Annotated in this window: 12 protein-coding genes and 1 pseudogene; 2 read left to right on the forward strand and 11 right to left on the reverse strand. The window is 65.0% G+C overall.

The genetic code is table 11. The annotated features are described in order from the left end of the window. Positions 1-9: 9 nt before the first annotated feature. Positions 10-2,922 (reverse strand): EAL domain-containing protein, encoded by a 2,913-nt coding sequence (locus J6500_RS24120; protein WP_225715184.1) that lies wholly within the window; start codon positions 2,920-2,922, stop codon positions 10-12. Between the two features lie 211 nt (positions 2,923-3,133). On the opposite strand from J6500_RS24120, the gene J6500_RS24125 reads away from it, so the two are divergent. Next, a complete protein-coding gene (locus J6500_RS24125; RefSeq protein WP_225715185.1) occupies positions 3,134-3,499 on the forward strand; it encodes a methylamine utilization protein in 366 nt (121 codons plus the stop codon). A gap of 21 nt (positions 3,500-3,520) precedes the next feature. Here J6500_RS24125 and J6500_RS24130 read toward each other — a convergent pair whose 3' ends face one another. Next, a complete protein-coding gene (locus J6500_RS24130) occupies positions 3,521-4,492 on the reverse strand; it encodes a hypothetical protein (protein ID WP_312018234.1) in 972 nt (323 codons plus the stop codon). Positions 4,493-4,816: 324 nt separating this feature from the next. Between J6500_RS24130 and J6500_RS24135 the strand changes: the two genes are divergently transcribed. After that, positions 4,817-4,978: a hypothetical protein gene (locus J6500_RS24135; RefSeq protein WP_225715187.1), complete on the forward strand. Its 162-nt coding sequence runs from the start codon at positions 4,817-4,819 to the stop codon at positions 4,976-4,978. A gap of 100 nt (positions 4,979-5,078) precedes the next feature. Here J6500_RS24135 and J6500_RS24140 read toward each other — a convergent pair whose 3' ends face one another. The 9 genes and pseudogenes from J6500_RS24140 to J6500_RS24180 all read right to left on the reverse strand — a co-directional run. After that, a complete protein-coding gene (locus J6500_RS24140) occupies positions 5,079-6,104 on the reverse strand; it encodes a cytochrome-c peroxidase (RefSeq protein ID WP_225715188.1) in 1,026 nt (341 codons plus the stop codon). A 385-nt stretch (positions 6,105-6,489) separates the two neighbouring features. Beyond that, positions 6,490-8,151 (reverse strand): CHASE domain-containing protein, encoded by a 1,662-nt coding sequence (locus tag J6500_RS24145; RefSeq protein WP_225715189.1) that lies wholly within the window; start codon positions 8,149-8,151, stop codon positions 6,490-6,492. A 411-nt stretch (positions 8,152-8,562) separates the two neighbouring features. Beyond that, a complete protein-coding gene (gene ureG / locus J6500_RS24150; RefSeq protein ID WP_225715190.1) occupies positions 8,563-9,210 on the reverse strand; it encodes an urease accessory protein UreG in 648 nt (215 codons plus the stop codon). 156 nt (positions 9,211-9,366) lie between these two features. Next, positions 9,367-10,104: an urease accessory protein UreF gene (locus J6500_RS24155; protein WP_225715203.1), complete on the reverse strand. Its 738-nt coding sequence runs from the start codon at positions 10,102-10,104 to the stop codon at positions 9,367-9,369. Next, entirely contained in the window at positions 10,085-10,681 is a 597-nt protein-coding gene (locus tag J6500_RS24160; RefSeq protein ID WP_225715191.1) for an urease accessory protein UreE, read from the reverse strand. Before J6500_RS24160 ends, J6500_RS24155 begins: the two co-directional genes overlap by 20 nt. Positions 10,682-10,930: 249 nt before the next feature. Next, positions 10,931-11,230, reverse strand: a complete 300-nt coding sequence (locus tag J6500_RS24165; RefSeq protein ID WP_225715192.1) for a putative quinol monooxygenase — start codon at positions 11,228-11,230, stop codon at positions 10,931-10,933. 25 nt (positions 11,231-11,255) lie between these two features. Continuing rightward, complete coding sequence (locus tag J6500_RS24170) at positions 11,256-11,555, reverse strand: putative quinol monooxygenase (RefSeq protein ID WP_225715193.1); 300 nt, start codon at positions 11,553-11,555, stop codon at positions 11,256-11,258. A 47-nt stretch (positions 11,556-11,602) separates the two neighbouring features. Further along, positions 11,603-13,318 carry an urease subunit alpha gene (ureC, locus tag J6500_RS24175; protein WP_225715194.1) on the reverse strand — a complete coding sequence of 572 codons (1,716 nt, stop codon included), beginning with the start codon at positions 13,316-13,318 and terminating at the stop codon, positions 11,603-11,605. A gap of 33 nt (positions 13,319-13,351) precedes the next feature. Beyond that, a pseudogene (locus J6500_RS24180) lies at positions 13,352-13,658 on the reverse strand (phosphohydrolase); the annotation flags it as partial.

Genomic DNA, 13,658 nt, shown 5'->3' on the forward strand with positions numbered 1-13,658 from the left:
CGACTCCGCTCAGCTTGCCATTGCGTTCTCGAAGGCGGGCGGCTTGAAGCCGTTCCTGAGCTCGAGGATCTTCGCGGCGATCTCCGACACCGGGACCGGGTGGCTGAACAGGAAGCCCTGCGCCTCGTTGCAGCCTTCGGCCCGCATGTGGTTGAGCTGCTCGACGGTTTCGATGCCCTCGGCGATCGTCGTCATGCCGAGGCTGCGGCCGAGGCTGATGACGGCGCGGACGATCGACTTCGAGCCATGAGTCGCGGTCGCATCGCGCACGAACGACTTGTCGATCTTGAGCTTGTCGAACGGGAAGCTGCGCAGATAGCTCAGCGACGAATAGCCGGTGCCGAAATCGTCGAGCGCGATGCGCAGCCCCTGCGCCTTCAGCTTGTGCAGCGTCGCCAGCGTCTCGCTGCTGTTGGCGAGGAACACCGACTCGGTGATTTCGAGCTCGAGCCGGTGCGGCGATAGCTCCGACGCCATGAGCGCGCCGGCGATCACATCGATGAACGCCGGATCGCGGAACTGCGCCGCCGAGACGTTGACCGCGAGCTTCATCTCGCTCGGCCAGGTCGCGGCCTGCTCGCAGGCGCGTCGCAGCACCCACTCTCCGAGCGGAATGATCAGCCCGATCTCTTCGGCGATCGGGATGAACTGATCGGGCGGCACCATGCCGCGTTTCGGATGGTGCCAGCGCAGCAGCGCCTCGAAGCCGCAGATGCGGTCGAGATGCAGATCGTAGAGCGGCTGGTAGAACAGCGCGAATTCATCCTTGGCCATCGCCTCGCGCAGGTCGAGCTCGAGCGCCCGCCGCCGCTGCAGGCTGGCGTCCATCGCCGGCTCGAAGAAGCGCCAGGTGCCCCGGCCCTCCATCTTGGCGCGGTACAGCGCGACGTCGGCGTTCTTCAACAGCTTCTCGCCGCCAGTGCCGTCGTCCGGCGACAGCGAGATGCCGACGCTGCATCCGACCACGACGCGATGTCCGTTCAGCTCGTAAGGCGCGCCGACACATTCGACAATGCGGCGCGCGAGCTGCTCGCAATCCTGGCTGCCGTGGACGCCGCACTGGATCACCGCGAACTCGTCGCCGCCGAGCCGGGCGACGGTGTCGACCTCGCGGACGCAGGCGTTGAGCCGCTCCGCGACCGCGCACAACAATTCGTCGCCCACGGGATGACCGAGCGTATCGTTCACCTGCTTGAAATTATCGAGATCGAGGCAGAGCACGCCGAAGCCGGAGCCGCGACCGACCTGTGCAACCGCCTGCTCGATCCGCTCGGCCAGCAAGGTCCGGTTCGGTAGCCTGGTCAGGGCATCGTGCCGGGCCATGAACGCGATCTGTGACTCGGCACGCTGCTGTTCGGTGACATCCTCGCAAGTGACGAGCCAGCCGCCGTCCGAGGTCGGGCGCTGCGCGATGGAAATGATGCGTCCGTCGGACAGATGCTGCAGGTAGTTGCCGCCCTCCCGCAGGGAGATCGAACGGTCGCGTTCCGCCAGCAGATCGGCCACGGTCCGGTTGCCGTGATTGCCGGCGGCAATGCTGAGCGCAAGGACATCCTGCAACGTCATTCCCGGAAGCACGAGCTCCGGCGAAATGTCGAAGATCTCGCAGAACCGGCGGTTGACGACCTGCAGCCGCGCCTCGCTGTTGTAGAGGCACAGCCCCTGGGACATGTGGGTGAGCGCCGCATCGAGCCGCAGATTGGTCTCGTGCAGCTCCGCCTTCTGCTGCTTCAGCGCCGTGATGTCGCTGTAGACGAGGATGACGCCGCCCTCCTGGGTCTCGCTGCGGCTGACGCGCAGCCAACGGCCGTCAGCCAGCTGCGCCTCGCTCGCGAAGGTGTCGCTGTCGCCGTCGAACCCGGCCGGAGCCGCGTTGGGAGCGCCGAGCCGGTCCGAATGCAGCAGTTGCGGCGAAAGGCGGATGAACTCGCCGGCGCGCGAATTGGCCAGCGCGATCTCGCCGTCGGCATCGAGCAGCACGACGCCTTCGCGCGAGGTTTCGAGCGCGTCCGACAGCCGCGCCTGCGCGGAGCGGCGCTGCGATACTTCCTCGTTGACCATCCTCCTGATGTTGTCCCGCATGGTTTCCATCGCGGTCAGGAGGGTGCCGAGCTCGTCGGTGCCGCCTTTGGGGATCGTCGCGTTGAGATCGCCGTCGGCGATGCGCCGCGCCACCCGCGACGCAATCGCGACCGGCCCGATGATACGGCGCGCCAGCAGCCAGGAGAAGAATGCCGACAGGATCAGCGCGAAGGTCAGGCCGGCTCCGTTGAGCTGCAAATCCCGCTTGATCGTCGAGAGCGCACGCTGGCGGAACAGAAAGCCATCTCCGGCGGTGTAGTTGACGAGCAGTTCGACCTGCTGGCTGACGATCCTGGAATAGCGGTCGACATCCCCGACCGAAATCGCGGCATGCGGTTCGGACGCGGAGCCGCTGTCCGCGGACGAGGCGATCGCGCGGCGATGCAGCTCCATCCAGGCATCGGCGGCTTCCTGAACCTTGGCCGCCGCCTTGGCGGCGCGCGACGACTGCGAGCGATCGGCGGCGATCGTCAGGTCTTCCGAAAGCGCCTTGGCGAGCGTTTCGATCTGGCCGTCGAGGCTGGCGCGGATCGCGGGGTCCGTCGTCATCAGCCGTTGCGACGAGGCGACCCGCATCGCGGCGAAGTCGGCGCCGGCGGCACGGGCGTAATTGATCGACATCAGGGATTCGTCAAATGTCTTGGCGACCAGATCGCCGGCGTGACGGATGCCGACGATGGAGTATCCGCCCAGCGCCACCGCGATGGCGCTCATCGCAAGGCAGAAGATCAGGATCTGGGTCCGGATCGAACCCTTCGTCAAGGCGAGACGCGACAGGCGGCTGGTGGCAACGCGAAGCGCCGCAACACTTTGCGCTCTGAGGTTGAGGAGATGACCCATGTCCGCGTTACGCCCGTCATACACGATACTGAAGCCACGCAATTGCGCGGAGGACCGGAAATAATTGTGTGCTCAAATTGCCTTAGTAGTGACTGGAACTGATGCTGAAATCGTTAAGATCACCTGGCGATAATCACGACCGCAGGTAATTTGAGGGGCACCATTTGCGCCTTAGGATGGTGCGGTGTCTCGGTCCATGAGCGGGGATGAAATGCAGTCAGGTTTGTTGCGCGCCCTGCGCCTCGGCGGGTTCGGCGGGGCGCCGTTTGCGGCCGCGATTCTCGCGGGAACGCTCGCCGGAGCCGCCCTCGGCACGGCTCCCTATTCCATTTCGCAGAAGGATCGCGAGTTCCGGCCGGCCGAGATCTCGATCAAGCGCGGCGAGGTTTTACGGTTCGTTAACGATGACGGCGAGCTGCTCCATCACGCTTATTTGAGCACGGAGACCTTCAGTTTCGACTCCGGCGATCAGCAGCCGGGCAGCAAGTTCGACGTCACCTTCTCGGTCGCCGGCGACTACACGGTGCTGTGCGGCATCCATCCCAAGATGAAGCTCGCGGTCCACGTCGCACGGTAATCCCGCTTTCGGATCCACGATCTACAGGATCGACGTCTTGAAGATCGCGGCGTGGCCGACATAGTAGACGAACAGCGTCACCGTCAGTGCGGCGCAGAGGCTGACCGGAGCCAGCCAGGCTGCGCGGCGATCGCTGGGCAGGGTCCGGCTGTCGCAGACGATCGCGAGCAGCACGGCGATGATCGCCGAATGTCCGATGGTGTCGACCTTGCCGAACTCGAAGCACGCGCTGATGAACATGCCGGTGAGCACCGCGCCGGCACAACGTCGGATCAGCGGCGTCCAGATCAGCGCAAAGGCGAGCACGAATTCCACCATGCCGGCGGCGCGCATGTAGAACTCGTTGTCGAAACCGAGCGTGATTCCGGCGTGCTCGATGAGCAGCGGGAAGCTCCATTCCGGATAGGCCCATTTCTCGATCGAGGCCCACATCAAGGTCACCGCAGCGGAATACCGCATCACGTCGAGCGGCTGAATCCCGAACAGGTCCTTCTTCAAGCCGGTCAGCGCGAGATACGCGGCGACGCCGAGAAAGATCGGGTAGTCGGCGAGATGGAAGACGCCATAATCGCGTATGCCGATACCGAACAGGATCGCGATCCCGCCGGCCGACAGCGGCATGGTCCGCCGCGACAGCATGCCGGCGGCGACGCCGAGTTGCAGCACGCCGACTAGCGGCGATGTCGTCTTCAGTTCGGGAGTGAGCAGGATACCGCCCAGGGCCCAGATCGAGATGAAGAAGAACGCCGTGACGGCGCGCATCATCTCTTCGGTGCGCCGCTGCAACGGCTCGGTGATGCGGTCCAGCGCGCGGATCGTCGCCGCGCCCACCGCCGTCGGCTCGATCAGGCAGCCCGCGAACAGCCAGCAGACGGCGACGGCGAGCAGCAGCTCGAAATCGAGACAGAGGACATTCTCAAGGCCCCGGGGCTGCCCGGCGACATCGTAGGCACAGAACCATTTGACATGCGCTTCGGCATCCCGTGCCGCCACAATGCAAAAGAAGATTCCCAGGATACATTTGGCGAAGACGGAGCGTCCACGGAGAGCCGAAGCGGCATCTCGCCCCCATCCACTAAACATCACACCAATGCCCACGCCTTTAACGACCCGTTCATCTTATATCAAATTTTAAGGGTTGTGGCGGTGCAACACCCGTTGGTTGTTTCGTGGTTAATGGCGCGGGCCGGAGCCACGGCCCGCTTTTCGCGCCGTTTCTTGCCGGATGCTTCAGATTTTAGCTAATTCAGGCACGGAGGCTCAATTCCACCCATAGTAGTGGTTGCCCCGGACGAACGATGGATCGGGAGCCGGTGCATGTTGGGAGCGTTGAGCGTCGTGAGCGTCGGGCTGGGCTCGGCACTGGCCTTCGGGGCGCAGCGGTTTCCGGCGCGCACCGAGGCGCTGGAGACCTGGGCAGGCGCCTTACTGATCGTGGGCCTCGGCCTGTTGGGATCCGCCGTGCCGCATCTGTGCTGAGCATGATCCGGAAGACTGTGAAGCGGTTTTCCGAAAAGATCATGCTCAAAGGCGCGATGACGGTGCGACCCAATCTCATCGCGCATAGGGTCAGGCCGTGTTACCGCGGCAATGCCGGCACAGCGAACGGCGGCGGAGTTGCGGTCAGCGTCTGCAGGAAGGCGATCAGGTCGTGCTTCTCGGCAGCCGTCAGCGCCAACGGCTTGATGTCCGGCGAACGGCTCGGCCGGTCGATGCCGCCCTTGTTGTAAAGCTCGATCACCTCTTCAAGCGTTGCGACCGATCCGTCGTGCATGTAGGGCGCGCGGCGCGCGACGTCGCGCAGCGTCGGCGTCTTGAACGCGTAGCGCAGCTTGGTCGACTTCGGGAAGAAGCGGCCGCGCCCGACATCGTTGCCCCTAGCGGTGCCGATATCCTGGAACGATCCGTCCGAGAAGGATGGACCGCTGTGGCAGGCCGCGCAGCGCGCCTTGCCGTTGAAGAGCTGGAAGCCGTGCTGCGCCGAGGCGCTGATGGCGCTTTCGTCGCCATTGATCCAGCGGTCGAACGGCGATTCGGCCGCCACGATGGAACGCTCGAAGGTCGCCAGTGACGCCTCGATCCGCGGCCGCGTGATCGCGCCGTCGCCGAACGCCTTGCTGAATGCGTCGACATAGCCCGGGATCGCCGCAAGCCGCGCGATCAATTCCGGCTCCGTCATGTTCATGTTCGCCGGAGACAGGATCGGACCGAACGCGACCGATTCAAGATCACTGAATTTGCCGTCCCACCCCAGCGGTTCGAAGAAGGCGACATCGATCAGGGTCGGGGCGCGGATCGGCAGGCCGTTCGGATCCTCGCCGATGGCGCGCGGCAGCCCGTCGGCCCAGGACAGCGACGGGTTGTGACAGGACGAGCAGGACAGGGTCTTCGACCGCGACAGCAGTGGATCGAAGAACAGCATCGCGCCAAGCACCGATTTCGCCTCGGAATGCGGATTGCTCTTCGGGAACGGAACCGCCGCCGGCCGGCGATAGCTGGCACGCACCGTCGCGGCGTCGTCGGGCGCCTTTGCCGTATTCAGCGCAAACGACAACCCCACCGGCAAAAATGCCGCGAGCAAGGTCAGGCTGACCCAAAGCCTCATTGGGTTCCTCAGACGGTATCCTGCTCGGTATATGCCGAAGCATGCTCAACGAAGTTTTAACAATCGGTTGCGGGGATTACGGAGGGAACCCGAATTCTCAATTGCCTAAGCTGTCGGCACATTGCGCCCGAGTAACGCGACCACGCTGCCCGGGCTCCCTCTCCGCTTGCGGGAGATGGCCGGGGAGAGGGGTGGCCCGGGGCGAGATGGTTGAAAGTCCGCTGACGCTGTAATTCGAGCGCGTCAATTGCACTCGGGGAGAGTCCCCGTGCGACACCCTCCCTACCCTCTTCCGCAAGGGGAGAGGGAACCCAGCCGCCGGTGGCTTCCTTACGTGACGCTCCAGATGGTGTCTGCGCCAGCGCCACCCTCCACGAGGTCAGCCCTACTTCTTCACCGGTCGCACTGGCGCGGAGAACTGCTCGGTGCGATCGCGTTCGGTCATGTCGACCACGGTATCCATCGGCGCGGTCAGCTCGTAGACGTAGGAGACGTCGGTGAAGAAGCGCTTGGCGGTGCCGCCGAGCGCTTCCGGCGCGACGCGGTCGAGCAGGATCAGGCCGAAATCGCTGTCGGCGCGCCGCGTCGCCTCGCTGGTGTTGAACTCCTCCCAGCGGAAATGGAACACCGCGTCCGCCGCATCGCCGTTCACCTCCCAATTGGCGACGATGTGCGGATGCTTGCCGACCAGCGACAGGCCCTCGTCGGAATGCGAGGCGAGCTCGAAGAACAGCAGCGACAGCGACTGCGCGGCGCGGGCGCTGACGGTGATGTCGGGGCCGTTCACCGCGATACGGTCGGCATGCGGGATCGCGCGCGATTCGAACAGGCCCTTCAGCTTGACGCCCTGCCACTGGCTCTCGGACAGCAGCGTCACGACGTTTGACATCGCGTGGATGCGGCCGATCAGCAGCTCGCGCGCGACGTCGATGTCGGCGCCGTGGCGCAGCGTGCGCGTCACGATCGACTGGATCACCGCCAGGATGTTCTTCACGCGATGGTTGAGCTCGTCGATCACGGCGGTGAGGCGGCGCTCGAAGCCGATCCGGACCTCGATCTCGCGGCTGAGCCGCAGATTGTTGTAGGCGACATAGCCGAACAGGCCGCAAACGATGCCGGTGAGCGCAAGGCCGATCGCCGCGACGATGGTCGCGGTCTGCTGCGCGCGCACGGTGGCGTTGCTCTTGGCGTAATAATCGAGCGACCAGTCGCGGCCGCCGAACGTCACGGTGCGGACCATCGACGGCAGCGGGCCGTCCTGGCGCACCGCGCGCGAGGTGACGACGCCCTGCTCGTTGGCGGTGAACTCGTCATTGGAATCGCGCGGGTCCTTCAGCGCCACCGCGAACAGCGAGGTATCGTCGTTGGTCAGCATCAGCGACGACAGCTCGTAGGAAAAGGTGACGAAGCCGGCCGGCTCCGATGCCCCCTCCTGGAACACCGGCGCGGCGAGCGCGACGCCGATCGGCCCGTTCTGCCGCAGCAGCGGAATCGGATCGGAGGCCACCGGCTTCGCCTCCGCCATCGCCTTCGCCAGCATCGGGCCGACCACCGAGTGGCGGTCGAAGGCGCGACCGGGGATGCTCAGCGTCTCCGGGTTGCGCGGCTCGACGTCCATCAGCACGTTGATCGGCTTGTCGAGCGACTTGATGTCGAGCGGCTGGTCGTCGAAGTCGCGGATCGTGGGATTGGTGAAGCCGGCGGCCTTCAACTCCGCCTCCGCGGCGGTCAGTTCGTTGGGCCTCAGCCGCGCGATCCAGGTGGCGACGACGAAGTCGGTCTTGAAGGCGTAGATCGCCGAGCGCAACGGCTGCAGCATGTTGGCCTTGACCATCGACGGCGCCCGGAACAGGCCGGAGGCGACCCGGGCCAGCAGCTCACGCTCGGTCAGGCGATCCTGCACCAGGCTGGCGTGAACGTCGATCGCCCGCGCCAGTGCGATCCCGTCCAGCGCCAACTCCTGATCGTGCACCCGATAGGCCGCAAGACCGGAGAGCAGAACTCCGATCAGCGCAATCAAGGCAACGATGAAGCCCAGCCGAACCACTCGCTTACTCGGCAATCATGGGGTGGCGAAACGAGATGGAAGACATCAGTGGCCTGCGGTGGCGGCGACACGTCAACACACTGACAACACCAACCGCAGCGGAATATGGAATAGCGATCATTGGTACGCAACAGAAGCCGGTCGGCAGCATTAACGCCGGCACCACCCACTGATCTTCGGCGGCGCCAGAGGTTGCTAACTCAGCGAAGTTGGCAATTGTTCCGGCGAATGCGCAGCTTTTTTGCGGCGAGCCAATCCACCCGTCATCCTGAGAGGATGTGAAGCTTGGTCCCGCCCACCGCTTTCATCGCCCGGCCTGTGCGCAGTTGCGCACATGGACCGGGCGATGACACCGAGCAAGTTGAGCAAACCAACATCCTGGAAGTGCGAGCCCGCCACAATGATTAACGCCTAGCCCGCCTTCGCACCCGCGTTGCCCGCTTGCGGCCGAAGGCCGCCCTTGGTCTCGATGAAGCTGACGATGCGGTCGAGCCCGTCGCTCTTCTTCAGGTTGGTCATCACGAAGGGCCGCTCGCCGCGCATCCGGCGGGCATCGGTCTCCATCTTCTCCAGGGATGCCCCGACATGCGGCGCGAGGTCGATCTTGTTGATCACGAGAAGATCAGATCGCGTGATCCCCGGGCCGCCCTTCGACGGGATCTTGTCGCCGGCGGCGACGTCGATCACGTAGATGGTCAGGTCGGCCAGTTCGGGTGAGAAGGTCGCGGCGAGATTGTCGCCGCCGGATTCGATCAGCACCAGATCGAGGTTCGGGAACTTGGCCCGCATGTCGGCGACCGCGGCGAGATTCATCGAGGCGTCCTCGCGGATCGCGGTGTGCGGGCAGCCGCCGGTCTCGACACCCGCGATGCGATCCGGCGTCAGCGACCCCGAGCGCACCAGGAATTCGGCGTCCCATTTGGTGTAGATGTCGTTGGTGATCGCGGCGATGTCGTAGCGCTCGCGCATCGTCTTGCAGAGCAGATCCATCAGCGCGGTCTTGCCGGAGCCGACCGGACCACCGACGCCGACGCGGAGCGGGCCGTGAGAAGTGGGCATGTCAATCCATCCATCGTCGTCCTGGCGAAAGCCAGGACCCATTACCACCGTGCTTTGTTGCGGCGACGCGCTGCGGCCACAGCCTTGCATAACCACGAGCGCCGGTGGTTATGGGTCCTGGCCTTCGCCAGGACGACAGTTGAGGGAGCGTCACCATCATGACCTGAACAGCCTCGTATATTGCGTCTCGTGCCGCAGGCTGGCGAGATCGGCGCGGAAGGTCGCGCTGCCGAGATCATCGAGCGAAGCCGTAGCGGCGCGCGCGGCGGTTGCGGCGACATCGGGCTCGAGCGCGGCGAGCACGCGCTGGCTGTCGGTCTGCCCGAGTGGGATCAGCCGGCTGCCCGCGGAAATCCAGTTCGAGACCAATGCATGTAGGAAGGCGTGCAGCGCCGGCGCCAGCGGAATGCCGTGCGCGGCGCTGACGAGGCCGACCGCGACCGGATAGACGATCGGACCGTCGCAGGCGGCGATGCCGGCGTCGAGACCAGGCGAGTCCCAGGCGGCGCGCGCGATCTCGATGAAGGCCCGGCCCTGCGTCGTGGTCTCGAGCTGGCGCTCGCGCGATGGCACGAAGGCGGCGGCGAGCTCGGCGATCCCCTTCAGCGCGGCATGGTCGCTAGCAGATGCCGCACCATGCGCCTGCGCGAGCAGCACGCCGTCGCAGAACCCGCTGCCGTCGGTGAGCAGCGCCGCGAGCCAGTCGCGCAGCGATGCGGCATCGGTGATGTCGCCGGCCTCCACCGCCCATTCGATGCCGCTGGAATAGGCGAACGCACCGACCGGAAAGGACGGCGACAGCCACGTCATCAGCCGGTACAGCGCCGCCGCCTCGCCCTCCGCCATCCCGCCGCGCGCCGCAGCGGGATCGCGCTCATTTGCGGTCATGAGCATGGGAGTGGTCGTGGTGATGATGGCCATCACCGTGGTGATGCTCATGGCTGCAATGCTCGTCGTGGTGATGGTGGCCGTGATCATGCGCATGGCTGCGGGCATGATCATGCCCGGTATGGCCGTGCGCATGCCCCTCGGCGTGCGCAGGCCCGGCATAGGCACCACCTTCGGGATCGAACGGCGCCTCGATCTCGATGACGCGCGCGCCCAGCCCCTTCACCATCGCCTCGATGACGTGATCCCGGCGGATGCGGAGGCCCTTCGGCATGATCTGCGTCGGCAGATGGCGGTTGCCGAGATGCCAGGCGACCCGGATCAGGTGATGCGGATCGCTGCCGCGGATCTCGATCAGCGGCTCGGGAGCTGCGACCACCTCGATCAGGCGGCCGTCCTCCAGCACCAGCGCATCGCCGCCGCGCAGGGCTGTTGCATGCTCCAGATCGAGCAGGAATTCGAGCCCGCGCGTCCCCGTCATCGCCATCCGCCGCCGGTGCCGATCGTCGAAATCGAGCACGACGGTATCGGCCGCCGCTTCCTTCCAGCGATGCTGTCCCAGAACCTTGGTCGCGCGGATCATCGTTGTCTTCACTCTAATCCACGCGTTGATGGAGGTGCGTTGGGCAACATCCGCGAACGAGCTGCGCTCCCTCGCCCTGCCCTTGCGGCGAGAGGGTTGGGGTGAGGGGCTGCCTCCGCATACACGTTGACAGACAGACTCGCGGAGACTCCCCTCACCCGTAACACATCCGACGATGCGTTACGACCTCTCCCCGCAAGCGGGGCGAGGTGAAGTGGAGTTCGTGGCGCGGTTTGACACATGACCAGCTCAAATCTTCTCGACCTTGGCGTCGCTGATGATCTCGATCACGGTCGGCCCCGTCTTCATCTGCGCGGAATATTCCCGCCAGACCTTCATGTGCGGCGCCCGGGCGTGCGCGTTGAGATCCTCGCGGGTCTCCCAGCGTTCGACCACGACGTAGAGGTTGGGGTCGTTGACGCTGACATTGCCGTCATAGGAGATGCAGCCCTTTTCCTTGCGGGTCTCGACCGTGCAGGCCTTGTGGCCCTTGATGAAGTCGTCCTTGTTTTCCGGCTTCATCGGCGTGGTGGCGATGACGTAGATCATGATTGGCTCCCGTTGTTCTTCTTATCTAGCGGACGTCGACCTTCTCGGGCGTGATCACCTCGATCCGCGGCGGCGCCGCCATGCACTTCACCGCGACGCGGCCGAACGTCTTCATGTGCTCTGCGGTGCGGTGCGGCACCAGCGCCTCGGCATTCTCCCACTGCTCGACGAACACCATCTTGCTGTGGTCGGTGACGCTCTCATGCAGATCGTAGGCGATGTTGCCGGGCTCCTTGCGGGTCTCCTTGATGCAGGCCGTCGCCGCGGCGATGAATTCGGCGCGGGTCTCGGGCTTGATGGTCAGCGTGGCGACGACGTAAATCACGGAAATTCCTCCCGGTTTTCTCTTCTGGTTGAGTACCGGAAAGGGTTTTAGAACATAAAGTAACGCTGTGCCATGGGCAGCACCTCGGCCGGCGCGCAGGTCAGGAGCTCACCGTCTGCGCGGACCTCATAGGTCTCGGGATCGACCTCGATATCGGGCGTTGCGTCATTGTGGATCATGCTCTTCTTGGAGATTTTTCCGCGGGTGTTCTGCACCGCGTAGAGCTTCTTGGAAATGCCGAGCTTGCGGGCGAGGCCGCCGGTGACCGCGGCTTTCGAGGTGAACACCACCGAGGACGCCGTCCGCGCCTTGCCGAAGGCGGCGAACATCGGCTGGTAGTGCACCGGCTGCGGCGTCGGGATCGAGGCGTTGGGATCGCCCATCGGCGCCGCGACAATCGAGCCGCCCTTGATGATGCAGTCCGGCTTGACGCCGAAGAACGCCGGCGACCACAGCACGAGGTCGGCGAGCTTGCCCTTCTCGACCGACCCGATCAGCTTCGACACGCCATGGGCGATCGCCGGGTTGATGGTGTATTTGGCGATATAGCGCCTGACGCGGAAATTGTCGTTGTCGTTGCCCTTGTCCTGCGGCAGCGCGCCACGCTGCTTCTTCATCTTGTCGGCGGTCTGCCAGGTGCGGATGATGACTTCGCCGAGCCGGCCCATCGCCTGGGAATCCGACGACATCATCGAGAGCGCGCCGAGATCGTGCAGGATATCCTCGGCCGCGATGGTCTCCTTGCGGATCCGGCTCTCGGCGAAGGCGAGGTCCTCGGCGATCGACGGATCGAGGTGATGGCACACCATCAGCATGTCCAGATGCTCGTCGATGGTGTTGCGGGTGAACGGGCGGGTCGGGTTGGTCGAGGACGGCAGCACGTTCTTCAGCCCGGCGATCTTGATGATGTCAGGCGCGTGGCCGCCGCCGGCGCCTTCGGTGTGGAAGGCATGGATGGTGCGGCCCTTGAACGCCTTCACGGTATCCTCGACGAAGCCGGATTCGTTCAGCGTGTCGGAGTGCAGCATCACCTGGACGTCGTAATCGTCGGCGACCGAGAGACAGGTGTCGATCGCCGACGGCGTGGTGCCCCAGTCCTCGTGCAGCTTCAGCGCGCAGGCGCCGCCCTTGATCATCTCGACCAGCGCCGCCGGCCGCGAGGCGTTGCCCTTGCCGGAGATGCCGAGATTGACCGGGAAGGCGTCGAACGACTGGATCATCCGCCCCATGTGCCACGGGCCGGGCGTGCAAGTGGTGGCGAAGGTGCCGTGCGAGGGACCGGTGCCGCCGCCCAGCATCGAGGTGACGCCACTCATCAGCGCGTGCTCGATCTGCTGCGGGCAGATGAAATGGATGTGGCTATCGAAACCGCCGGCGGTGAGGATCTTGCCCTCGCCCGCGATCACGTCCGTGCCGGGGCCGATGATGATGCTGACGCCGGGCTGGATGTCCGGATTGCCGGCCTTACCGATCGCCGCGATCATGCCCTCCTTGATCGCGACGTCGGCCTTGACGATGCCCCAATGGTCGACGATCAGCGCGTTGGTGATGACGGTGTCGGCCGCGCCTTGCGCGTTCGTCACCTGCGACTGCCCCATGCCATCGCGGATCACCTTGCCGCCGCCAAACTTCACCTCCTCCCCATAGGTGGTGAAATCCTTCTCGACCTCGATGATGAGATCGGTATCGGCAAGCCGCACCCTGTCGCCGGTGGTCGGGCCGAACATGTCGGCATAGACGGAACGTTTGATCTTCACGGACATATCACCACCCCCACGACTGCAGATGACCAGGGCTCACAGCGTGCTCCTTGCAAGCCTGGCGGCCTCGTTGAACTTGCGCTCGAGCTCCGCATTGCCGCCGCGACAACCGGCGACGACCTTCTCGGCCCACGCGACATAGTCCGCGAGATCGTCGCGCTCGTCCTCGCTCGGCTGCGGCACGATGCGGGCCAGCGTATTGCTGATCTTGTCGGCGATCTTGATCAGCTTCGCGTCCGGGGATTTGTGCGGGGCGTCCTCGATCTGCTTCTGCCGGCGCGCCGGCTTCGGCAAGCTCATGTCGTCGGTGCATTCGGCCACGAGGTCGGCGACGCGCGGGCTG

Source organism: Bradyrhizobium semiaridum (assembly GCF_020329505.1).
In the GTDB taxonomy this organism is placed as follows: Bacteria; Pseudomonadota; Alphaproteobacteria; order Rhizobiales; family Xanthobacteraceae; genus Bradyrhizobium; species Bradyrhizobium semiaridum.